Raw genomic sequence first — 23,858 nt, 5'->3', positions numbered from 1 at the left:
AAAATTGCGCAAACGGTCAGAATCACGCAACTTTTTTGAAAGGAAAATACCATGTATTCAGTCAAATAAACCAAGCTGCTCTGTTTCCCCTAATCTTTCAAGACTCTGAGGTGCCTGGTCTTCAAAAAACGCTTTCCGGATCCATTTTTCTTTGGTCATTACCTGTTTTCCGGAACCGGATCCTCTGAGGCGACAGCTGTAGATGACCGGGAAATAATCCTGGAGAAATTTGCCTTCAGCAAGAGCTGTGAGGGCGATGATCTGAAAACCAAGCTGCTGAGCCACGAAAAAGACGGGATTCAGCACATGATCACTTGACGCCTGGCCGAATGGATTGTCGAGGATGACCGCTCGGTTCAGTTTCGCACCGGACTGCAGATACTTCTTTTTCTCAGCAACATAATTAAGAATGCCCAGGAACAGGGTCATATTTTTACTCCATTTTTCTCCCCCCGACCAGATGTTGCTCTGTTCCCATGAATAAGAACGTGTGGTCACCATACTGTCATTTGTCACTTTCCGGCAGGTCACTTTCATTGCCTGATTGTCCATGACCGCGCGAAGCAGCTGCTTGGACTGGAGCCACATGTCGAGTTCCTTACGGATTTTCCCCATATCAGGATGTCCCTCATCGTCAAGAAAACGTTCGTTTTCCAACTGCTGCAGGATCCAATCTATGTAATTACGGATCCTTGCTTTTCCTTCTTCTTCAGACCAGTCAGGAATGGTAAAGGAATAGATCGTCTTCCAGTCATTCTGTACTTTCACTTTGGTCTTCCTGGGTATCTGTTTCAGTTCTCCCGTTAGAGTCTTGAGATGCGTGTGTATCTGATCAATGAACATCTGGCGGTCTTTATCGCTCTGACGGATATGTTCACGCGCGTAATGTGAAATGCTGTCAATCCGCTCTGACATATTATGTCTGAATGCCATAATCTCTTCATAACTCTCTTTGGTTTCTACTCCGCTGATTGCCATTTGGCGCAGCTTGACATCGGTAATCCTTTTACGACAGAAATCCCGGAATTGCTTCTGTGCTTCTTCCACAACGGATCGTCCCTGATCTACTTTGTGCCTGTTTTCCTTAAGGTCACGCGTCACGGTCTGAACAAATTTTAAGCGATTGTAGCTGAATTCCATCAGCTCTTCATTCGTCAGACTGACAGGTTCGGGATCCGATGCTATAAAGTGATGGGCTTCCTCAAACAGCTCAAGCTGATGCATGGCCTGGTTAATGGCCTGCAGTTCTTTATCGATCCTTTCTGACGTCTGAACGAGGGATGCTTTTTGCTTTATCAGGTCATCCTGTTCTTTCTCCAGTTCTGCACGTACTTCCCCGGGGGTTATATCAAATGGAATGACCGGATCGTCCGGGTATTTGCTTTTGAACTGGATGATCAGCGTTTCCGTTTTACTCTCCTGCCTGTCTTTCACGGTTTTCGCCTGCTGCATATCATGCCCCCGGCGTTCTTTCTTTCCGGCCAGTGCCGTTCTCCGCACCCGAAGATCTTCAATCAGCTGCTTCCCGTCCTGCGGGAATTCGCAGGACTCGTCAATCTCATCATAATCTTTTTTCAGTTCAGCCATTTCCTCATGAAGTTTCCGAATGACCTTCTGTGCTTCATCATGTTTTATGGCCCACTCATTGCGATCTGTTGCAATCTTTTTCAGCTTCATTTCCAGAATGGTGATCCGCTCATGGATGACTTTTTTACTTTCATCTGTCTCAGCAGGAGTTAATGAGGTGAGCATCTGATAATCTTCATTATCCCGGCTCATACGCAGCTGAACATACACCCGGTTTCTCCGGTCAGTCAGCTCTTTACTCTTTTCCCCGAGCCTGATGAGCTTTCCTTCAACTGCTGCTATCTCTTCTGAAACAGTCTGAAGCTTTTCTTCAGCATCCTGCTCCATCTTCCGGTTACCTGCCATTTCTTTCTCAGTCAGCAGGTAGTCATAGCCTTTCTCGATATAACGTTCCCGGCCGTGCTTTTCATCCCGGTACTGTGTTTCCTTTTCTTTACTTTTTTTCATCTCATTCTGCAATGCGTCAAGAATATGTTCGAGCTGCTGCAGGGCGACAATCACCGCTTCGCGTTTATTCATGACTTCATTCAGCTGCGCTTTTTGGGTCTCGATGGTTTCGTAAGGATAATCGTTCAGGAACTTCCGGAAAGCAAGCAGCCCTCCCTTCCATTTCTCCCTTTCGCGCTCTTTATCTTTGCGTCGGGAAGTCATTTTTTCCGCATCGACACTGATATGTGCCTTCCATTCCTCAAAAGCTGCCGCATCAATATTGCCTTTCCAGTGATCCGGTGCTACCCAGGATTGGATGGCAGCCTGGTCCTGAACAGTGAGTGCTTCTTCGGTTGTCAGCACTTTGACAGGATACTGCAGACGGTCTGATATATGACCCAGTTTATCGATAATTTTCTCTTTGCCTGTCTGAGTGGTTACCAGTGTGAGTGGCCACAGTGAGTAATCCAGATGCTTCTCACGCTCTTCCGCACTCATTGTCTGCAGATATTCCACACCTGTAACAAGGTAATCAAACTGGTTTTTCCAGGATGTCAGCTGTTTTTCCAGAAAGGGGTCACAGAAAAACAGGTCCTGATGTCCATAATCATCTACGAATCGCAGCGCTGCACGCTCTTTAAAGAGCAGATCCTCATGATCCTGTTCCAGACGATTGATGCTTTCGGTCAGCCTTTTTTCAATCGACTCCGGGTTAAGGTAGACGTCCTCAAGTGCCGCCCACTGCGGACGCAGATCAGCAAGCTGAATGATCACATCTTTTTTCGCTTTTTCCATATTGGATAGTGCATCTTTCAACCGATCGATTTCCCGGGTATTCGCGTTTTGCTCCTCCTGGCGGCGTTCCTTCTCCTTCTGTGCTTCTTCGCTCTGTGCTTTGTCATCTTTCTGTTTTTTCACCAGACTGATGATCGCTTCGTCCAGGTATTGCACACGTTCCTGCCAGAGCGCCAGTTGTCCGCCTACCGTTTCCTGTGCCGGATCAGCAAGCAGCTCCCTTTTTAACTTATCGAGCTGCGTCTTTTGTACTTTTATACTGCCCCGCAGCTCGGACAGGCGCCGGCTGACGCCTTTTTCCTTCTCGGATATGGATTTTTTCTTGTCGTGCAGCTCCAATATTCGCTTTTGAACCGGATGAAGCCGTGCATCGATGTCCTTTAACTGCGCTTCAAGGGTCTCAAACTCTTTTTCATAACAGCCCAGCAATTCCCGCTTTGCATGAATCAGCTGTTCATTAAGGACGTGAACATCTTCTTTCCGGTCATACTGATCCAGCTGATGCTGATAGAGACTCAGAGCCTCCTCCTGTTCCTGTTTCTCTTTCTTTGCTCTGGCCCATTTCAGCGTGTAGTACTCTTGACTGGTTTTCCGGAGCGCATCCTGCGTCCCGGCCAGAGCAGATCGCACCTGATTTAAATGCGATACGCAGTCATCCAGTGCCAGACGTTCGGTGAAGATCGTACAGGAATCAACTTTGACCTGATGCGTATGACTGTCGGCCTGCCAGTTCTGAAAATCTTTATTCGTTTTTTCCTGATTCCTCTCCCAGTGATGCTGTTCCCGAACCAGTTCGTTCCAGATGCCTTTTGCCCGGGATCTTGTCCGGTCATAGTCTGCCTGCATGCCGTGGAGCTTTTCACAGGTATTGCTGTAGGTCTCCAGTTCTGCACTGATTTCTTTATTTTCCTCAAGTGTTTCATTCAGTCTTTTATAGTTTCTTAAGCTCGCAAGCTGCTCCTCAAAGAGACCGGAAAAAAGATGCCGGTCGTGTCCGACAATGGAATCTTCCACCGTCGGTATCAACAGACGGTCGAACAGCTGGTTAGTCGTTTTACATTCGTCAAAAAAGGCTTCCACGCCGCCTTCAGAGCTGTTTATCTTAACGACACTTTCCCATTCGCTGGAAATGATGTTGTACTGATCTTCCAGAAATGCCCGGTACTCTTTGATCGTCTTAAATGTCTGCGCACTCGGCGTTCTCTCATTCATGCCGCTGTAGTAGTCCTGTATTTCTACCCGTTCTGCCGGGCGCTGACCTCCCTTTATCTCCCGGACAAACGGAATATGTTCAATACCATTCGGATCATTCTCATTGTACTCGTAGACGTAACGCAGCGAATCAAGACTGTTTTTCACCATAAACAGGGAAACCGCGGTCACGACATAGCGACGCGGCCGTTCATGAATCACCCATTCAATGGCAATATGTGCCGGTGCATCATTCAGCATCAGCGTATTTTTAATTTTACGATCCGCCAGATCTGTGTGCGGCAGGATAGCCTGGAGAACGGTCTGGATAAATACTGTTTTCCCGCCGCCGTTCTCAATCAGAATCGCACCATTATGTCCGTCAAAAAGAAAGAGTTCATCATTATAACGCTTGTTACCCTCTTCATATATCACGTTGGTTAAACGGATCTTACTGATGGTCGGCATGCTGCTCACCCCCTTCAAAACCATATACGAATTCCAGAATACCCTTGTTGTATTCGACTTCCATGAAATAACGCTGAATAATCGTCTTCGCTTTCTCTGTCAGTCTGATTTCTTCATTCCCGATATCCTGCACAAGACCCTGATCACTCAGAAACCGTTTTACCGTATCGATAAAGCTCATCCGGCTGATCGTATTCCCGCTCTGTTTCTTCGCTGTCTCCTTTATGTCGTCCATGTCTTCCCATTTTTCAATAATCAGGCGCCAGTTACAGGAAAATTCATTCTCCTGTTGCTTCAGTTCCTCTTCACTATGTGTCTTCAGCTGCTCGATACGTTCCTGAATAACATGCACCCACTCGTCAAGCCGCAGAAACAGACGTGTCGGCTCCTGACTCTGATAGGTATCATAGAAGCTGCCGAACAGGATGAGTGTGGCAAAATAGAGTAAATAAATATCGCCGTTGGTTGCTCCGGTCCGTAGATAATGGCGCTTTATCCAATCGTTACTGACATGAAAGGGAGATAATGTCGTCTCCGGTACAAGAAAGAGCTGTTCGCTCGTTACAATGATCACGCAGTCTACCTGTTTTGCAAATAGATCAAGAAGCCCGCGTATCGCGTCATCCGCGCGGTAAAGCTGTACTCCGTCCATTCCTGTCTGAGCATCTCTGGCGAGTACCGTATAAAGTTGAAACGCCTGGATCACTTTCTGTTCAGGATAGTTCATCCGTATCATCCTCCAGATCGATCAGCAGTTCCTGTATGGCAAACCTTTCAGACTTGTGGACAATGCCTTTTCCCTCACGGACAGTCATCACCCGGTTGCCGAGGAGCGCCAGAGCCTGATCGAGAATTGTTTTCCCTTCTTCATCCTCTTTATCCTCATTTCTTACCGGAAAACGCTGATGAAGTATCAGCCAGAATTGATAAAAATAACGTTTCTCAAACCATTCAGACTCACCACGTGCTTCAAGAAAATCGAGAAATTGGGATAGCTTTCGTCCCTCTCCGGCTTCATCGGCAATTAGATACAGGTGCATCAACTCTTTATATTTTCCCGCCAGAGCCCTCCGGTACGATGGATCTCCTTCTTCATCAATCACTTCAGGGAATCCCTGATCTTCCCGTTCCTCCCGTTCTTCCATCATCTTCTGATCTGCAAAAACAGCAAGCGGTGACCAGCTCCTGTTCTCCTCTACCCTGAAAAAGGGCTGAAGCACACCGGTCATGGCTTCAGGCGGAAGTGGTGTTGCTATAATTCTGGCAGCCAGATCCTGATCGAAATTGAATGCCTGAATACCTGTATAGTACAGCGATTCCCGGGCTGTAACCAGTGTCGTATTCTTTAAATTAAAGGTCTGCTTCAGAAGCCGTGAATGGTCATAATGAACGGACTCCAGTTCACGGGCGATTGTCAGAATCAGATCATACGTCCTTGCTTCTTTTTTCTGTACATCTCCGGAGTACAGGCGTTCCCGCGTCTCCTCAACAAACTGCCTTAATGCTTTAAATTCATCATCCTCACGCTTGAGCCGTTCATTGATATCTTCCAGAAGCTGCTTGTATCGTTCAAACGTCTCCTCCGAAACAATACTGCGCTGAATCTCGTGTTTCAGACGCGTTATCCGTTCCTCCAGGCTCTCTACATTGATACGCATTTCATTAATCTGCCTCAGAGCACCTTTGAATTCACCTTTCTCCAGCTGTTTACGCAGCATCAGCTGATTAATCGACAGCTGGAACTCACTGTAAAATTCCTTTGTTGCAAAGACCAGTTCCAGCCCGTCCTCATCGAGTGTGTAGAACTGTGTGTTCGTTTTCACTTCAAAGCTGTTGGCTTTCAATATTGAATAGTCGATACCGTCTGCTTCACCTGTCTCCCAGTTAAAAAAAGCATAGCGTCGTTTTTTCCCGGTGGTCGGCCGGAACGTCTGAATGATCGATCTCGATAGACGTTCATACTCGGATCTGTCAAGCTGATACTGCGATGCAGAGGCTTTTTCAAGAAAAGCAGCCAGCTGTCTTGCGCCCGCTTTGTACTCTCGCATCAGTTTCTCTTCAAAAAAGAACAGTAAAGTGAGGAGACCCAGCCCTTTCATATCGATTTCTTTATGATTCTGATCCTGCTCTCTTTTGCGATCAAGCTCATAAAGCGGATCAAATAGAGCAAGGCGACGCATACGTTCTTTATAACCATTCAGGATGTCGTGAAGTTCAAGCCCTTCCAATCCGAATTCCTCCATATCTGTTGTAATTCCTTCATTTTGAGGATTTCCTGCGGGAAGTATTGTCCCTTAAGAAGTGTTTGGCGTATCCGCTCTGCCTGCTGTTTCGGGAAGCAGGACAGGAACCGGTCCACTGCCGTGTCTCTCAGACGCTGGTATGCTTTTCCGGGTACCGGCTGTTTCCCCAGGCATGCCTGATAAAACGGCAGGGCCGGCTCCGCCTTCTGTTTTTGATTTAGAGAATACCAGATCGACAGGCCTTCTTTGTCCAGATCGCCGAAGTACAGAAAGTGGTGCTCAGCATGAACCGGATACTGCATCGTAAATTGTCCGATACTTTTGATGACCGCTTTTCCGGAGCCATAAATCAGAGTTGCAAATTCCGTCTCTCGAATGATCGGCAGCAGGCCCTGATAAGTGGTTTTATTTTCAACGATCAGATGCAATTGATCCGTATCATGAATGCTCAGGGGATTGACAGCAAACATCAGGGGATCTGAAACCGGAATAATCTTTAACCGGTCAAACAGATGGATTTTTTCCAGAATCTCCCGGCCGCCTTTTTCGTCGATCCATTTCTCATCGCCTACCAGCTCGAAACTCCGCTCCGGTGCCGGTACCTGATCTTCGGGAAAACCCTTTTCTCTCAAATAACGATCAATTTTCCAAAGGTAGGGAAGATGTCGCCTCCAGATGGATGGATCAGTGCGATAATAACTGTCGAGATTAATTGCTGTGTGCAGCTTCAACCGATATTTCTGCAACTCTTTGTGATAGTCGCCGGTTATGGCGCTCCTGTTAATACGATATTTGAGGGCAAGCGACGGGCTGCGGATCGTCCGGCCGGTGGAACGCACCATAATCAGCACCTGCTCTTCTTCAAGCCGGAGAACAGCTCTGGAGAATGCTTCATAAGTCTGGAATTGTGATCCAAAAAGATGCCCAAGCTGATCCAGATCGATCGTTTTCCTCTGAAATTCAGCGAGCTGCTGTTTTACGTCATTCAATTCTTTCCACCCCGTCAGCTCCCATAATTAGTTCTATTGTACTAAATTTTCAGACCGTCTGTCCTCATTTGAATGATTTTGAATTATTACAGACAGTCTATATGGAAGATATAAAAAAATCCCGCTGTTTGAACAAATCAATCAGCGGGTACTTATCACTTTTCCCGGCCATGCCGGCAGATCATTTTTCATTTACTGCCACATCATTAACCTGATGCTCACCCTTCCCGGTTTTCAAAATGGACAGGGCATCATTTAATGCGATTTCCACCATATTCTTCACCGCCATGTTCGTGTAGAAGCCAATATGCGGTGTAATCAGCACATTCGGCATGGTGCGCAGCGTTTTTAAGGCGTCGCTCGGAATGTCTTTCCCGCGCAGATCCCGGTTAAAGAATTTTTCTTCACCCTGCAGCGTATCCAGGGCGGCCCCGGCTATCTTCTTCTCCTGCAGCGCCCTGATCAGTGCATCCGTATCGAGTACCGGCCCGCGTGATGCGTTAATAATAAAGGCATCGGGCTTCATTAATGCCAGATCATCCGCTCCGATCAGTCCGACGGTTGTATCCATCAGTGGGACATGCAGTGTGACGATGTCGGCCTGCCGCAGTAATTCTTCTTTCGATACGTACACCAGAATATCTTTCAGGTCCTCACGTTCGACAATGTCGCTTGCGATCACCGTTGCGCCAAGTCCCTTGAAAAGTCGTGCGGCCGTGCCGCCGATTCTTCCGGCACCGATAATGCCGACGGTCAGCGTACGGATCTCACGGGCCATCAGCCCGCTCCAGCGGAAGTCCTGCTGCCTGGCTCTTTCCTCGAACAGCGGCAGGTTACGGATCAGTCTCATCGCCTGGGTAACAGCGAGTTCGGCAACCGAATTCGGCGAGTAGGCAGGCACATTGGTTACAATCAGGCCGTATTCAGACGCCTTTTTTGTATCGATCATGTCGTAGCCCGCTGTCCGTGACGAGAGCTGCCTGATGCCGTAGTGCTTCAGTGCTGCGAAAACAGCATCGTCCGTGATCGGTGTCCGCTGCTGAATGACCACTCCATCATAGCCCTTCACGAGACTCACCGTATCGGCAGTCAGCTCCTCACCGCTGACATCGACCTGAACACCGTTTTGTTTCTCCCATTCCCTGATCGCCGGAATTTCATCATCTCTGACTGTCAACATCAAAATCTTCATGCCTGGACGCTCCTTTGTTTTTTTTCAGTGACATAGTGTTCAATCCGCCGCATCGCTTCTTTCAGTACATCCATGCTGGCTGCATAGCTGATTCGGATACGGCCGGCACTGCCGGGTCCGAACGAATCGCCGGGGATGACCGCAACTTTCGCATTGCGGGCAAGGTCGACACAGAAATCTATGCTCTTCTGCGGAAAACCTTCGGGAATTTTCGCAAACAGATAAAAAGCTCCCTCAGGCTTCGGACAGGAAAAACCCATTTCTGTCATTTTCTGATAAACAAAATCACGCCGCTTCTCATACTCCGCCCGCATTTGCGTGCCATCATTCATCCCGTTTTCAAATGCCTCCTGCGCTGCGTCCTGTGCCATCGTTGTGGCCGAAGTAATCATAAACTGGTGTACTGTGCCCATTTTCCGCATGACTTCCTCAGGACCTGCAAGGAATCCGATCCGCCAGCCGGTCATCGCATGTGATTTTGAGGCGCCGTTGATCAGAATTGTCTGATCCGGCAGATATTCTGCCATCGAGACATGCGGCTCACCGTAAGTCAGCTCACTGTAGATCTCATCGCAGATGACAAAAATGTCGTGCTTTTTCAGCACGTCCGCCAGCGCTTCAATCTCGCTCCTGCGATAGGTGACGCCGGTCGGGTTGGTGGGAAAATTAAAGATAATCGCTTTTACCGCCTTTCCATGCTTATTCAGCGCCTGGTCCAGGGTTTCAGGAGAGAGGACAAAACCATTATCGGAGGTATCCATGAAGACCGGTTCAGCCCCATTGAGCAGCGCGATCGGTATGTAAAGCGGAAAAATTGGCGTTGGAATCAGTATCTTATCCCCCGGATTAATGATCGACGTCAGTGAAGCAAAAATCGCTTCCGTCGCGCCGGTGGTTACAAGGAGCTGAGTGTCCGGATTGTAACGGAGTTTATATTTGGTTTCAAGAAACCGGCTGATTGCCCGGCGCAGCCCCGGCGTTCCGGCCGATGGAGCATAATGGCTCCGATTTGCATCAATACTTTTCTTTCCGGCCTCTTTAATGTGTTCCGGCGTATTGAAATCCGGCTCACCCAGAGTCAGTTTGATAATCCCCGGTATCGAAGATGTTTCCTGATCAAATTTTAAGATGTCCGAAGGCTGAAGGAGGCTGAGCTCCTTCTTCATTTTGTCTGCCAGTACATGTGTCATCATGATTCTCCCCTTTTTTCGATCACTTAAAAAAATCACCCACGGCTTCAACAGCCGGTGGATGATTTAAGTCTCTTCATCAGATCCATTAAAAAACCACACGGACTATTGAATCATCCATGTGGTTGTTTTTTACGTGTTTTACCAGACCACTTTCGGTCTTCCGCATGGATGCAAACCGGTAATGAAGTGTTTGCACCCGCTGATTCGAATGCAAACACTAACGAAAGAGACGAAAGCAGTAATAATAGTTTTTTAATTGGAGTTCATGCCTGCTCTGACTTTTCATCAGTGAAAACTCCCTTGACTTTGTGGTTTTATTAAATCAGAAAAAAGTGCTGTTGTCAATCCGGGCAGTCCATGAATGATGTCACGTTTCGATCAAAAACCCATACCAGAGGCCACTTTAATTCTGTACATCAAGCAAAATCTTGCCTGTACTCTGCCGGCTTTCCATCCATTCCTGCGCCTGGGCCGCTTCTTTCAGTGGATAATGACGGCCGACTTTCATGTTCAGACGGCCCCCCTCAAAATAGTGAAAAAGATGATCCGCCGCATCACGGAGCGCATCCGGCCGGTTTCTGATTGTCGTGCCCAGGCTGAAACCCAGTACGGCGCGGCAACTGGCATGAAGATCCGTCGTTTTGAAATGGCCGGCCGCGCCGCCTGCATTTCCAAAATTCACCAGACGGCCGTACATGGCAAGGCATGTGAGACTCTTCTCAGCCACTTCGCCCGAAACGGAATCGAGAATCACGTCGGCACCTTTGCTTCCGGTTAACGAGTTGACTTCTTCAGCAAAATCTTCCTTCCGGTAGTTAATCACGGCGTCCGCACCTGCATCACGGACAATCTGTTTTTTCCCGTCACTGCCGACCGTCCCAATAACCTGCCCGGCCCCGAGAATTTTCGCCAGCTGGACAGCCGTCGTCCCAATCCCGCCTGCAGCCGCATGAATCAGCACCGTTTCACCCGGGGAAAGGCGGGCGACATCGGCAAGAAGCTTGTACGATGTGAATGAAACCGTCGGACAGGCCGCCGCTTGTTCAAAGTCCATGTGGTCCGGGATCGGAAATGTCAGATCCTGATCCGCTGTCACATATTCAGAGTAAGAACCCTGTTTCAAGAGGGCAATGACACGCTGACCGGGTCTGAGATGCTGAACCTCTGAACCCGTTTTTTCAATGATACCGGCAGCGTCGAGCCCTGGAACAAAGGGCGGTTTAGCGCCGGAGTGGTATCTCCCCTGCCGGGACATGATATCCGCAAAATTGACACTTGTTGCTGTCACACGGATCAGCACCTGCCCCGGTCCAATTTCAGGCAGCTTCCTGTCGACATACTTCAAAACACCCGGATCACCAAAATCAGAAACGACGACAGCCTTCACTATAATCACCCGCTCCTTACCATACTTTACGATCTATTATAGACCCGGATAACAGAGAGAGCGAAGCATGTGCATCAGCCCTGTGCTGAAGAGCAGAATCCGGAGCGGCATTGATCGGACAGATGCCGCCGCCTGCCTCTTTTTCTCCGGCTGAAAAATGGCTGCCAGACCCAAAACAGATGTTACACGCATGGGTACAGGACGTGAAAAAGCGATCTCCGGGAACGATGCCCATGAATAGACACAGCCGGAGGGGCATGCTAGACTGTAGCTGAATTCAAAAAGGGGGTAACGTCCAATGAAAATCGGATTTATCGGAAGTGGAAATATCGGACAGGCCGTCGCAACAAGTGCAATCCGCGCCGGCTATTCGGTTGTGATGTCGAATTCCCGTGGTCCGGAAACGCTGAAGGGACTCATTCGGAAACTCGGCCCGAAAGCTGAAGCGGCGACTGCTGAACAGGCGGCACGCGAAGGAGACATGGTTGTTGTCACCGTTCCCCTCTATGCTCTGCCGAAACTTCCAACTGACGGAACAGCCGGAAAAACGCTGATCGATACAATGAATTACTACCCGGGACGCGACGGCCGGATTGCGTCACTCGACAGTAACTCGACGACAACGAGCGAACTGACGGCCAAGCACTTCCCCGAAGCTCACGTCGTTAAAGCCTTTAATTCAATCATTGCCGGTGAAATTGTCACAACTGGAAAGCCGAAGGGGGATCCGCAACGCCGGGCACTGCCGATTGCCGGTGACAGCGCCGCAGCAAAAAAGGACGTGACCGACTTGCTGAATGCCATCGGCTTTGATGTCTATGATGCTGGAGTATTGCACGAAGGCTATCGTTTTCAGAATGGCACGCCGGCTTATTGTGCCCGGGCAAATCGAGAAGAACTGATTCAACTGCTGAAGCAGGCAGCTGACTGAACACAGCTGTACTCAACCCGCGGCTGATCATAGATTATTGCAAATAGAAGGATCAAAGCATTGATCAGTTAAAAATCAATCGAGTCAGAGGAGGCTATTCCCTCCCCTGACTCGATTGATTACCTGCGGCAGCCCGATGGATTCAATGAACACTCAGTGGGGAATAAGTCCCCCGCTGCGTGAAGTTTCACTTTATTTTTCAGGCTCAAAAGTTTTGCAATCTGTCTCTTCGGTTCGTTTCGCCTGTCTGCCTTTATGACTGACCACGTAAATGGCGTCTGCTGAACATTTATTCCCTGTCTCCCAATAGGAGCAGTTATTCACTTCACAGAGTACATCTTTAGCCAAAGCTTTCACCCCCTCGGCCTGTAGTATCTGCCTGTCCGGGGAAATCAATGCTTCAGCGGTGTTCCTGTAGCGTCAGCTGACGTGACTCACCAGGTCATCAAGAAGATGAAATAAGACCGCCCGGTTTTCTTCAGGAACGGGAAAGTTTTCAATCTCTTCAGCGCTTTGCACATAGCGGGATGAATCGATATAATCCCCGTCATGGGTAAGCAGAAGACGGACACTCTCCGGTGTGGTTTCCAGATGAAACTGCAGGCCGATCACATGCTGCCGAAAGACAAAACCCTGATTCCTGCAGGCCGCGCTGCTGAACAGCCGTTCAGCCTGATCAGGTATGGCGAACTGCTCCCCGTGCCAGTGGAAGGCAGTCAGCTGATCCGGAATAAAAGACCCGGTGCCGGACGTCGCCTGTACCGGATGCCATCCGACTTCTTTCGGTCCCGGAGTCACCGCTGCCCCTAATGCCTTCGCAATCTGCTGCGCACCGAGGCACACGCCGAATACCGGAGTGCCCCGGGAAATCACGTTGCGGATCAGCCAGCGCTCCTCCTCAAGCCAGCTTTCTTTATCGTTAGCGCTCATCGGCCCGCCAAGGAGCATCAGAAACTGAATGTCCTCCGGCCGGGGAACGGGGTCCCGCCCATAAAGTTTATGAATACGTAATTCATGTCCCCTGTCACTCGCCCACTCACCGATTGCCGCCGGTTTCTCAAAGGAAATATGCTGCAGAACATCAATTTTCACTACCTGTCACCTCTGAACCAGATTTTACGCTTACACCTTTTTTCGTGCCATCATGTCTGTCATAAGCAAACAGCATTTAGAGATATAATAACATCATTCACATCCGAAAAAAATTCTTGCTTGCTGTAACAGTGTCATCCATCCTGACTGAAACGGGTGACGAGACTGAAGAGATGGTCTTCAGATCTGACTCTGTTTTGCCTGTGCTTTCTTCCTCTCACTGCGCATCACGATATAGAGATAAATGCCAATGCCGGAAAAAGTGATGAGCAGACTCAGCACGCTTTTTGTTGCTGCATCCATACCCGTTTGATTGAGAAGCAGTTCCGGAACGATGAGAAAGGCCGGCATGAGAACAGAGACCCATGTTTTCGACCAGATAGCGACGCCGATCAGGAATAAGCAGGCCAGAGTGACAGAAGTGATCTGCCCCGCCGTACCCAGATGTATGACAGGAGAAACAACAGCTCGATCAAGATAGGTCAGCCCGACAAAGAGAACGATCGGGGTCAGGCTGCAGCCGTAAAAAAACAGGTGTTCCCTGATCTTTGATATCTGACGACTGGCAACATACTTAAACAGAAGAATGATCAAAATAAGTCCAAGAAGGGTGATCAGGAGATTTCCTGTTATTTCGAGTAACGACCAGGAAAATATGCCGTCCGCTGCCTTATTGAGTATATCGAAGCAAATCACCCCCAGCAGGATCATCGGTCCATAGACCAGCAGATTTCGGGGATCAAAGGACATCTCTCCGGCTAATTGATCCATATAGGCTTTGGGGGTCCTCCCGATAATCATCTCCACACTTTTTCCATCTTTTTCGGCTTCAGACAAATGATCTTCCAGTTCACCGACAATATCTTCAATTTCCGTCTCTTTTTTCCCGCTCGATAATAAATAAAGTCGCAGATTCTTCAGAAATTCACGGCTTTCTTCAGACAGTTCCTCCATTTTCATTTTTCCTCCTCCAGCACATGATTCACGCTACTGGATATCTGACGCCAGCTTTTTTTGAACACATCCAGTTCCTTCTTCCCTGTATCGGTTAAGGTGTAATATTTCCGCTGTGGTCCTCCCGAGGGCAGTCTTTTCGAGTGGGTTGTGACCAGACCCTCTCTTCGCATGCGGATCAATAAAGGGTAAATGCTTCCCTCACGGACCATGGTGAACCCGTAATCACTCAGCTTTTCCATCATTTCATAGCCATAAATCTCGCCTTTCGCTATAATGGCCAGCAGGCATCCTTCTAAAATTCCTTTAAGCATCTGGCTCGACGACACAACGCTCACCTCATGAGGAAAAACTGACTTGTATTGCAATATAGATGGGTAAATAAAAAAACGCTTGCCCGACATCCTTGTTATACAAGATAGCACAGCTTCGGATTCTTTTCAAGCACTCTCCTCCCCCTTGCACGTGCTATAATTAAATCAAGTACTTACTTTATATAAGGAGCCTGGCCTGAAATGAATGACACAATCCATACCCTTTTAAACCACCGCAGCATACGCAGTTTTACCGGTCAAAAGATCCCGTCTGACTATATCGATCTGATGGTTCGCGCCGCACAGCATGCCTCAACTAGTAACTTTTATCAGCAATACTCGATCATACGCGTCACTGATCCGGCTAAGAAAAGGGCCCTTGCCCGAATCGGCAACCAGCACTACATAGCCGAAGCCGATGGACTGTTCGTTTTCATCATTGATATGCACCGCAACTCGGTTATTGCTGAAGCAAAGGGACAGAAAACAGATGTACTCGGCTCAACCGATTTTTTCTTCCGCGCCTTCAGCGATACAGTCATCGCCGCGCAGAACCTCGTCACCGCGGCTGAAAGTCTGGGACTGGGCGCCGTATACCTGGGCAGTATTTTGAATGACCCTCGGTCCGTCATTGATTTATTGAAACTACCAAAGCTGACGTTCCCCGCATTTGGTGTCGCGACCGGCTATCCGAATCAATCACCGCAGCTCAAACCACGCCTGCCTGAGGAAGCCGTTTATTTTGAAAATGAATACCATTCGATGACGAAACCTCTCGACGCGTTAAAGGACTACGACCATGAAGTCAACCAGTACTACGACCTGCGTGATGCGAACCGCCGCGTGGATACGTTCACCAATCAGATCGCAAAGGCGGTCTCCGGGACCCAGTCAGAAAGCAAAAAGAACATGTTAGAAACCCTGAAAGCACAGGGGTTGATCCAGTACTGACGGGATAACCCGCCCGCCACGTTCGCCAACTGCCTGATCCTTGCCGGACCTGCACGTACGTTGAGGCGTGAGGTCCGGCGCTTAATTTTTGTGCACCGTTAATCGGGCGTGCAAGATCTGACCGGGAGGCGCTCCTGTCGTCAATTTTCCTGCTTCAATCAGTTTTCTAATGCGCCAGAATATAAATACATCGCTGACCCACTGCTTCTCCTGCAACTCGCCAATGGCTTCACCAATCAGCCGCAGGCAGAGAAAGCCGTTTCGGTGTTCCGGCTGTCTGGAAAGCCGGCGTGCCAGTCGCAGGATCTCTGCATCGAAATAGTCCGGTGCGGCGGGCTGCACCCGGCCGTCCACCCAGATCCTCAGTTCAGAGGGTGCGCGGGACAGGCGCAGCCATTCGTTTTCCAGCCGGTTCCGCTCATTAACGGTCAGTGGCGGATCTTGTACTTTTTTTTTATACAGCATCGCCAGGGTTTCCGGAGCCAGCTGGCCGCTGTACGCGGTGAGTGTTCCTTCACCGAACATCTCAAGCCTCTTTTTTTCAAAGTCAGAAGGATTGATGACTTGAATCGGATTTGTCCGGCTGCGCAGCAGACAGACAACGAGACAGAGTCCGCATTGCTCCCAGGCATTGTCCGATGCCCAAATGGTGATCGGCACCTGTTCAGGAATGGCTTTGATCGCATTCAGCTGATCGATCAGTGCCGCGTTACTATCCTCATCAAAAAAATAGCCGTTAAAATTTTCCTTCATCCATGTCGTCCGCCGGTGCAAATCGTGCGCATCATTCAGTCTGATTAACGGTCCGACTGAGAGGTCTGTGGATACGGTAACCACTTGCCTGCGCCAGGCCTTCATACTGCTCAGCCCGAACTTCAGACTCCCGGCCGCCGAATCGCCGAAGACAATATGCCAGTGATTCAAAGCAGCCTCCGTCAGCGGCTGTTCCGGCTGCAGACAGATCAGATCTTCATACATTCGGCGCATCCGCCTGGCCAGCCGCTGCTCATCCGGAACCTGTTCGGCAACTGCCGCTTCCTGGAACAGGTGCAGCAGCATCCACTTGCTCTCACGTTCATTCAGCCGGCTAATTGCTTCTGCCAGTTTCTCATACACGAAAAAATTGCCTCCCTTTGGTAAAAAAATATGACGCGGCCAGGATCCGCTGATTTATGAATAGCTTGCTTCAATCTCACGCAGATGCGTGTAAAGAAAATCGTTTACCGGTGTCGGGATCCCATGCCGCCTGCCGAGTCTGCGAATCGTTCCCGCAAACAGATCGACTTCGGTCGGGCGATGCTGCAGCGTATCCTGACGCATAGACGGCATCCCCTCCGGATTCAGCGTATCATTAATTTTCAGCCAACCGTCAATTTCCTCCTCACGCAATGGCACACCTTCTGCCTGAGCTACGCGGATCACTTCTTTCATGGCCGCAATCACCGTCTCGCGGGGTCTGCCCGGAACCTGAATGCCGCCATAATTGGTTTTGAAAACTGCGGTTGACTGGTTCACTCCCGTATTCACCATCAGCTTGCTCCACATTTTGTGCAGGATATGCTTCGGAATTTCATAGGGAATTTCCGCTTTCTCAAACAGGCGCTGAAGTGCAGCCGTCTTTTCCGTACGCGTATCGTCCTTCTCACCGAAACTGACAAAACCGATTTTCGTCCAGGTCAGTTTATTACCGATTTTCGATGCATCCATGCCGGCAACAATACAGTAGAGCAGCCGGTCAAAACCAAATGCTTCACCGATCATCTGCTCACTGCTGATCCCATTCAAAAATGAGATCAGGATTGTACGCGGCCCGACCTGATTTCTTGCAGACTCGATAGCCTGCTTTAACCCGGTATATTTGACCGTGAAAATCAGCAGATCAGCCGGTTCCACCTGCTCGCCTGCATCCACATAGTGAAAATCACAGGCCTCGCCGTTGCAGTACACACCCTCCCTTTTGTAGCGTTCAATGCGGCGGGTATCGGCAATAATCCGTACAGCATCTCTTCCCAGGTGGTCCACGAAACGCTTCCCATACATTATCCCGAGTGCTCCCAGCCCGATGATGGCAACTGTCTTGATCTCCATACGCTTCCCTCAATTCGTTTCAATTTTCTGTAAGATGAACTTTTCTTTAGTATAACGGTTCTCTTTCCCTTCTGGAAGGCGTACGGTTCCGAAACCGGGAACAGCGGGGCCTCACTTTGTATCTTTTTTTCAAAACGTGTGACAAAACTAATATCATTAGCTATAATACTAATAGTATTAGTTTAGGGGGTTCATACATGCGCCTGTTAACATTTGATCGCTTTCACCAGCTCACCTTTTTCCCATCCTGGTTTCCCGTGAACAGTTATCTGGTTGAAGATGAAGAAGCACTGACTTTGATTGACTGCGCCCTTCCTTTTAGTTCCCGGGGTATCATTCAGGCTGCAGAGCAACTTGGTAAACCCGTTACACGCATTGTCCTGACCCATCCGCACAGTGATCACGTCGGTGCACTGGATGCCGTAAAACAGAAGTTCAGGGATGCTGCCGTGATTGTATCCAGACGCGATGCCCGGCTCCTGGCGGGCAAAACGGATCTGGATCCGGATGAACCGCAGATGCCGATTCGCGGCGGGATCCCAAAGAATGTGAAGACGATACCGGATCAACTCGTACAGGACGGGGATACGATCGGATCCCTGCAGGTCGTTTCATGTCCCGGTCATACTCCCGGTCACATGGCTCTTTTCGATAAACGAAGCGGCGCTCTGTTTGCCGGCGATGCTTTTCAAACTCGTGCAGGTATCGCGGTGAGCGGCCAGATCCGACCGCTTTTTCCTTTTCCGGCACTTGCTACCTGGAACAAAAAAGCCGCCTGCGTCAGTGCCAGAAAACTGAGTCAGTTAAAGCCGCGGTATTTAGCTGTCGGCCACGGGAATGTCCTTGAATATCCTGAACAGGCAATGGCCCGTGCCCTGACTCAGGCAGAACAGAAGCTGGGGATGATGGACCATGCATAAAGGATTAACCCTGCAGCAAATCATTGAGCAGGCAGCAAGGCAGGTTGAGGAAGATGGGCTGCACAACCTGACACTCACGGCTCTCGCTGACCAGCTCCATATTAAGACCCCGTCTCTTTACAATCATATAAAAAACATGAGCGATCTGAAGAACCGGCTGGCAAGCTTCAGTCTCGCTCAATTTTCCGAGGCTCTGATCCGGTCTGCAATGGGCAAAGCACGGGACGACGCACTCTTTGCGATCTCAGATGCTTATCTCACTTTTATTAAAACCCATCCGAATCTTTATTGGGCAATCATTGAGGCCCCTGACCCATCTGATGCCGATTTTAAAAAACATTCAGACCGTCTGCTGGCCTTTTTGTTTCACATTCTGGAAGGTTACGTTTTGAGCGAGGAAGATCGTGTTCACGCGGTTCGGGGACTGCGCAGCATCATTCATGGATTCACCAGCCTGCAGCTTCACCATGGATTCAATATGCATTATGATCAGGAAAAATCATTAAAGTGGATTCTGTCTGCCTTTCTCCGCGGATTGAAAGAAAAGAATGAATCATGTGACGGAGCCGGTCAATCGGCCGAATAGTGAACATTGAAAACTCAATCGCCGGCAGCAAAACATCATCTATCATCCAGATCATGCGCTATTGGCGTTTGCATCATTTGTTTCACACCCTCCTAAATAGCTGTTCAACGTTCTTCACCAGTCAATGTAATTTCGAGAGGAAGAAGGCATTCTTCTGGTATCATGCGTTGATGTTCCTGATCTTGAATTAGTTCCAGAGTATGATTTATTCGGGATCATCTGGAAATCTGTTGTTTCTCCTTGCATTGATCAACATGATTCGCAGATCCTATATTAAGTTATGTATCATCCAACGCACTTAATCATATACAAAGATGTTCGAGAAACGATAGCAGTATATCGTATTCTCGAACATTCCGTTTATTTAAACAAATTGACGCCTATAGTGCAGCACAACATCCCTTGCCAGTGCCAGACAACCCACTGTACCGGCATTATCTGCCAGTTTTGGTGTCACCAGATATTGATCCAATACTGGTGTTTCTACGTAGCCATTAATCATGTCACTAAACAACTTGCGAACTTTACGTATCAAGTGTTCCTGCTTCATTACACCGCCACCGAAGATAATTACGTCCGGTGATAACATTATAGTAGTATTGTAAGCACATTGCGCAATGTAGAAAGCTTCGATATTCCAAACCGGATCATCTTCACTCAATTCCTGGCCTTTCCTGCCTACACGCTGTTCTATGGCCGGGCCTGCTGCCATGCCTTCCAGACAATCGTGATGAAACGGACAGTTGCCTTCAAACTTGTCTTTCGAATGACGACATACCAGCATATGCCCCATCTCCGGATGACTGAAGCCTTCCACAAAGATGCCGCTTTGCAAGGCACCACCGCCGACACCAGTACCGATCGTGTAGTAAACGACACTGTTAAGACCCGTACCGCGCCCTGCCACATATTCCCCATAACAGGCAGCATTTACATCAGTCGTCCATGCTACTGGAATATCGTTGAAAGCATTCTTCAACGTTCCAACAAAATTAAAGTTCAGCCATGCTAATTTCGGCGTTGAAGTGATGTAGCCGTAAGTGTCGGATTCATGATGAATATCAATCGGGCCAAATGATCCCACACCAATGCTTTCCAGTTTGTTTTCATACTGCTTAAAGAAATCGACCACCCATTTCATCGTTTCATCTGGTTTTGTGGTCGGAAAGCTGGCTCTTTCAATGATTTCAAGATCGTTATTGCCAATGGCGCAGACGAATTTCGTCCCGCCAGCTTCGATTGAACCTAATACCATGATCCCCCCTAGCGCGGCAGCCGTTCCTGACGACTTAAGATCGGCGTGGACAACCCATTTGGATCCGTTGAATACCAATAAGCTACACTGGCAACGTCATCCTGGCGTTCAAATAATTGAATATCGTCATTGCCTATTTGCTGCAGGGTAACGGTCAGATCTTTGGTAAAGCAGATCGGATCTTGCAGGTGCCAGCGATACAGCCCATGCCGTGGTAACGCATCATCCCCAAAGGCGTGAACAGCATTCAATTTGCCAGTCTCAAAGCGATCGCGAGTCGCATCCCGATTGGATTGGAACGGATAACCTAAAAACGGCGTGCAATAGTTCTTCGCATGCGGGCGACCAGATTCATCATATTCGTGGAAAGCCCATGCACCACCGAAATAGTCTTCGGAACCGGTGGAAGTAACGGTCGGATAATCAGTATCTCCGTCAATATAGAATTTGAATTCGCCTTCGCCCCACCAATAACGTTCCAGACAAGTTAGTGCCAGATAAGTGCCAACATAGTATCCTTGACCTTTTAAGTTATCGATCAATTTATAGTCTTGTTGCCTAGTCGTGATCCGTTCCCGCCGCCAGTTGGCATGGAAATACATGGCATTGTCTGCCAACTCATCCACTAAGGCATAGTTGATGGTGTAGAAGAAAGAAGTTATGTCTTTCGGATGCTGGTTCTCGATGGTGATCCGGGCTGATTTTCGAAACGGCATTTCAAAAAAGGTATTGAAACCACCAGTTGGATTGACAACGATTGGCAACGAATTGACATCACAGCGTTCGCCAAACCCGTTACAGAAAAAGTCTCCCAGCGGACTTTCCACTGCCGGATATTCTTCGCCATCCCAATAAATACGGAAAACCAGATCCCGTAAAACGAAACTGCCGAACTCGGTCCTGTCACGGCTCGTCATCCACATGTGGCGAATGATCCCCGGTCCTTTGATTTCTGCGATCACCGTTTCTTCGCCAGATTTTAGAGGGACCGCACCGCGGCCTTTACGGCTTGGGCCTAGAGCACTCGGCAGCATAGCCGCCTTACCTTTCTCACCGGAAGGATTCTCTGGTGTGATGGCACGACTTTGGAACTTTTTAAATTGTGTAATATCTTTTAAAATGCTCATTTTGATTTCCTTTCTATTGTGTAACTTTGATTGCTTGCCAGGATGACCTCGGTATACCAGGCACCCCCGTCCCGGATCGACGAAAGCTCTGTATCTGCAGGATCATTGATTTTTAAACGAACGAATTGTGGTTCGCCTTTACGGTTGGTGACAGTGATCTGGTGATGCATGCAGCTGACATCAACAAAGACACTGCCTAAATGCAAATCATTCCATGTGTAGGTCACATCATCGGCGGGTGTCACCGTTAATACGTCGTGCTGCAAACGCAAACCCAGATACTGCGTCACAAAAAGACTGACAAAGATCCCGGAAGCCCAGCCGCACTTGCCGCAGCCGAAATTACGGACGACTTCTCCATGACTTGCCCCCAATTTATACGGCCACCACCACCAGGAACCATCCAGGTCTGTCAGCTGCACCAACTCTTGAATGCGCTGTTCAAACATCCCCGGGTTATTTAACGCACTCATCAAAACCGTGATGAAACCCGGGAATGTCGCTCCGGATTCCAAACCCCAGGTGATGCCACGAATCTCTTCACTGTAGGTCGGATTTGCCCGACTTGCAGCAAAGCGCAATGTTTGCGTATAAAGAGGGTGGTCTTTTTCTAGAAAACCATAAAACGGGATCAGCGTCGTATCCGATTCTTCCCCATCATGCATCAGCAGCTGGATCTTGCCGTTTTGAATGACATTGCTCAAAAAGATCAAGCCTTGCTCCACAATCGGTTTTTGATAATGTTTAACCTCGTAAAAGGCCTTCTCCTTGTCACCGATACCTTCTAAGAACTGCTCGCCATAAGGTCCTTCTATTGTCATATTTTCTAAAATTGCATCTTTGATCTTTGCGGCAACCGCTTGATATTTTTCCGCCAGTTTTGTTTCCGCAAGACCCTGATATAACTGAGATAAACCTTCACAGGCTTTCCACATACACAGGTTGCTCCCCGTATGGTATTTGCCTAACGCAAAGGCATCGCTGATCCATACGGATGTGAACAACATCGGCCCATCAGTGGTTCTTTGGGCCAAAACCGTGTCGACGATTTTTCGCCCATGAGCCAGGATTTGCGGATGTTTGCGAAAAAACTGTAAATCATTAGTATATTCATAATACATTGCACACAGTAAAAGACAGGATAATGAATTACTCAAGGAATGATTAATCCCACCCGGAAATTTCGTTCCCGGGAATTTCACCCCATAGTGGTCAAACCACAAAATGGTTTTTTGACATAATGCCGCATCGAAGAACAAAAACGGGAGCGATGCATAGTACATATCCTTATTCCAGATCCGATTCGTTGCCGGATAGCTGCCCCAGTTGCTGCCAACAATCTGTTCATGGCTATTCATGCTGAAGCTGGCAAAGCTTTGATACAATGCCCGATTGAACAGATGTCCAACAACCGGATCATCCATCTTCAGATCACCATACATCGCTTGATAATAATGCAACGTTTCTGTCAGCCACCGCTCCAGATCAGCTGTTTGAAAAGCTGTCGCTTCCTGATAAGCATTCGGATCTAATAACCCAATACTAAGCGACGCCAACCCCTGCGTTGCAACTTCTTGTTGCACTCCTTTTTGATAAATCAGCACATTTTGCTGATCTGAATATTTCTGCTGAAATAAAGAGATTTGCGGCAAGCTCACTTGCAAAGGACGTCTGCAGTTGTTTTCCACATAGGTTTGATAAACTAGCATACTATAACGGTGATTATCAACAATTGGGCAAAACGGAATACAATAGACGGTAAAGCCATGGTAGCGATGAATGATCCTCGGTAAACTGTCTTCCACAAGATCGATCGTCACATCATGATCTGGTGCCGACAGATCGTACTTTTTGCCGTCAACAATCAGCCTGAATTTGAGCTGCTGCGTCTGGGTATATTGTTTATTCACCCAGACGCCGGGTTTTTCTTCCGTCAAAAAATTATCTTGATAAAACGTTAAACGACTGATGGTACCGAAAACATCAATATTTGCCAACACTTTTTGGTTACTGACATCAAAGGTCAGCCCTTCCGGAGGCAATAGGTTGCGATAAAAACTTCGTAGATTCGCAGTCGTAAATTGGCCATTCGCATAGCGGATATTATAAAAAGGGTGTAACGGTTGTTGCAAAAGCGTTTTGATAGTCATATGTTCACTTCCTTTC

Annotated in this window: 20 protein-coding genes; 4 read left to right on the top strand and 16 right to left on the bottom strand. The window is 48.4% G+C overall.

The window, feature by feature from the left end; genetic code table 11:
* Nucleotides 1-57: 57 nt before the first annotated feature.
* The 7 genes from EWH91_RS08795 to EWH91_RS08765 all read right to left on the bottom strand — a co-directional run bounded on the left by EWH91_RS08795 (nucleotide 58) and on the right by EWH91_RS08765 (nucleotide 11,474).
* On the bottom strand, nucleotides 58-4,470 hold the full coding sequence (locus EWH91_RS08795) for a coiled-coil domain-containing protein (RefSeq protein WP_129929672.1): 4,413 nt from the start codon (nucleotides 4,468-4,470) through the stop codon (nucleotides 58-60).
* Nucleotides 4,454-5,197 (bottom strand): DUF6063 family protein, encoded by a 744-nt coding sequence (locus EWH91_RS08790; RefSeq protein ID WP_129929671.1) that lies wholly within the window; start codon nucleotides 5,195-5,197, stop codon nucleotides 4,454-4,456. The genes EWH91_RS08795 and EWH91_RS08790 overlap by 17 nt, the downstream gene beginning before the upstream one ends.
* Nucleotides 5,184-6,698 carry a replicative DNA helicase gene (locus tag EWH91_RS08785; protein WP_129929670.1) on the bottom strand — a complete coding sequence of 505 codons (1,515 nt, stop codon included), beginning with the start codon at nucleotides 6,696-6,698 and terminating at the stop codon, nucleotides 5,184-5,186. The genes EWH91_RS08790 and EWH91_RS08785 overlap by 14 nt, the downstream gene beginning before the upstream one ends.
* Nucleotides 6,668-7,702, bottom strand: coding sequence for a Wadjet anti-phage system protein JetD domain-containing protein (locus EWH91_RS08780; RefSeq protein WP_129929669.1), 1,035 nt, complete (start codon nucleotides 7,700-7,702; stop codon nucleotides 6,668-6,670). The genes EWH91_RS08785 and EWH91_RS08780 overlap by 31 nt, the downstream gene beginning before the upstream one ends.
* Nucleotides 7,703-7,883: 181 nt before the next feature.
* Entirely contained in the window at nucleotides 7,884-8,894 is a 1,011-nt protein-coding gene (locus tag EWH91_RS08775; protein WP_129929668.1) for a D-2-hydroxyacid dehydrogenase, read from the bottom strand.
* Entirely contained in the window at nucleotides 8,891-10,084 is a 1,194-nt protein-coding gene (locus tag EWH91_RS08770) for a pyridoxal phosphate-dependent aminotransferase (protein ID WP_129929667.1), read from the bottom strand. Before EWH91_RS08770 ends, EWH91_RS08775 begins: the two co-directional genes overlap by 4 nt.
* 406 nt (nucleotides 10,085-10,490) lie before the next feature.
* The gene (locus EWH91_RS08765; protein WP_129929666.1) at nucleotides 10,491-11,474 is read right to left on the bottom strand and encodes a quinone oxidoreductase family protein; all 984 of its coding nucleotides are present in this window, start codon (nucleotides 11,472-11,474) and stop codon (nucleotides 10,491-10,493) included.
* Between the two features lie 298 nt (nucleotides 11,475-11,772).
* Between EWH91_RS08765 and EWH91_RS08760 the strand changes: the two genes are divergently transcribed.
* Nucleotides 11,773-12,405 (top strand): NADPH-dependent F420 reductase, encoded by a 633-nt coding sequence (locus tag EWH91_RS08760; protein WP_129929665.1) that lies wholly within the window; start codon nucleotides 11,773-11,775, stop codon nucleotides 12,403-12,405.
* 192 nt (nucleotides 12,406-12,597) lie between these two features.
* Here the strand turns inward: EWH91_RS08760 and EWH91_RS08755 are convergent, their stop codons facing one another.
* From EWH91_RS08755 to EWH91_RS08740, 4 genes are all read right to left on the bottom strand, one after another.
* Nucleotides 12,598-12,753, bottom strand: a complete 156-nt coding sequence (locus tag EWH91_RS08755) for a DUF1540 domain-containing protein (protein ID WP_129929664.1) — start codon at nucleotides 12,751-12,753, stop codon at nucleotides 12,598-12,600.
* Between the two features lie 72 nt (nucleotides 12,754-12,825).
* Entirely contained in the window at nucleotides 12,826-13,497 is a 672-nt protein-coding gene (locus EWH91_RS08750; protein WP_129929663.1) for a type 1 glutamine amidotransferase, read from the bottom strand.
* A gap of 180 nt (nucleotides 13,498-13,677) precedes the next feature.
* Entirely contained in the window at nucleotides 13,678-14,451 is a 774-nt protein-coding gene (locus EWH91_RS08745) for an HAAS domain-containing protein (protein WP_129929662.1), read from the bottom strand.
* 2 nt (nucleotides 14,452-14,453) lie between these two features.
* Complete coding sequence (locus EWH91_RS08740; RefSeq protein ID WP_129929661.1) at nucleotides 14,454-14,780, bottom strand: PadR family transcriptional regulator; 327 nt, start codon at nucleotides 14,778-14,780, stop codon at nucleotides 14,454-14,456.
* Nucleotides 14,781-14,966: 186 nt separating this feature from the next.
* On the opposite strand from EWH91_RS08740, the gene EWH91_RS08735 reads away from it, so the two are divergent.
* Entirely contained in the window at nucleotides 14,967-15,716 is a 750-nt protein-coding gene (locus EWH91_RS08735) for an NADPH-dependent oxidoreductase (RefSeq protein WP_129929660.1), read from the top strand.
* Nucleotides 15,717-15,797: 81 nt separating this feature from the next.
* Here the strand turns inward: EWH91_RS08735 and EWH91_RS08730 are convergent, their stop codons facing one another.
* Entirely contained in the window at nucleotides 15,798-16,832 is a 1,035-nt protein-coding gene (locus EWH91_RS08730) for a DUF1835 domain-containing protein (protein WP_129929659.1), read from the bottom strand.
* Nucleotides 16,833-16,886: 54 nt separating this feature from the next.
* Nucleotides 16,887-17,804, bottom strand: coding sequence for a ketopantoate reductase family protein (locus EWH91_RS08725; RefSeq protein WP_129929658.1), 918 nt, complete (start codon nucleotides 17,802-17,804; stop codon nucleotides 16,887-16,889).
* Nucleotides 17,805-18,001: 197 nt separating this feature from the next.
* Between EWH91_RS08725 and EWH91_RS08720 the strand changes: the two genes are divergently transcribed.
* The gene (locus tag EWH91_RS08720) at nucleotides 18,002-18,724 is read left to right on the top strand and encodes an MBL fold metallo-hydrolase (protein ID WP_129929657.1); all 723 of its coding nucleotides are present in this window, start codon (nucleotides 18,002-18,004) and stop codon (nucleotides 18,722-18,724) included.
* The gene (locus EWH91_RS08715) at nucleotides 18,717-19,310 is read left to right on the top strand and encodes a TetR/AcrR family transcriptional regulator (RefSeq protein WP_129929656.1); all 594 of its coding nucleotides are present in this window, start codon (nucleotides 18,717-18,719) and stop codon (nucleotides 19,308-19,310) included. The genes EWH91_RS08720 and EWH91_RS08715 overlap by 8 nt, the downstream gene beginning before the upstream one ends.
* Before the next feature lie 364 nt (nucleotides 19,311-19,674).
* Here EWH91_RS08715 and scrK read toward each other — a convergent pair whose 3' ends face one another.
* The 3 genes from scrK to EWH91_RS08700 are packed head-to-tail and all read right to left on the bottom strand — an operon-like array spanning nucleotide 19,675 to nucleotide 23,842.
* Nucleotides 19,675-20,565, bottom strand: coding sequence for a fructokinase ScrK (gene scrK, locus EWH91_RS08710; RefSeq protein ID WP_129929655.1), 891 nt, complete (start codon nucleotides 20,563-20,565; stop codon nucleotides 19,675-19,677).
* A gap of 8 nt (nucleotides 20,566-20,573) precedes the next feature.
* Complete coding sequence (locus EWH91_RS08705) at nucleotides 20,574-21,692, bottom strand: glycoside hydrolase family 172 protein (RefSeq protein WP_129929654.1); 1,119 nt, start codon at nucleotides 21,690-21,692, stop codon at nucleotides 20,574-20,576.
* Entirely contained in the window at nucleotides 21,689-23,842 is a 2,154-nt protein-coding gene (locus EWH91_RS08700) for a glycoside hydrolase family 125 protein (RefSeq protein WP_129929653.1), read from the bottom strand. Before EWH91_RS08700 ends, EWH91_RS08705 begins: the two co-directional genes overlap by 4 nt.
* Nucleotides 23,843-23,858 lie beyond the last annotated feature (16 nt).

Origin of the sequence: Sporolactobacillus sp. THM19-2 (assembly GCF_004153195.1) — a bacterium.
Taxonomy (GTDB): domain Bacteria; phylum Bacillota; class Bacilli; order Bacillales; family Sporolactobacillaceae; genus Sporolactobacillus.
Note: the sequence above shows the minus strand (reverse complement) of the source record. Positions and strands in the feature narration are given on the sequence as shown.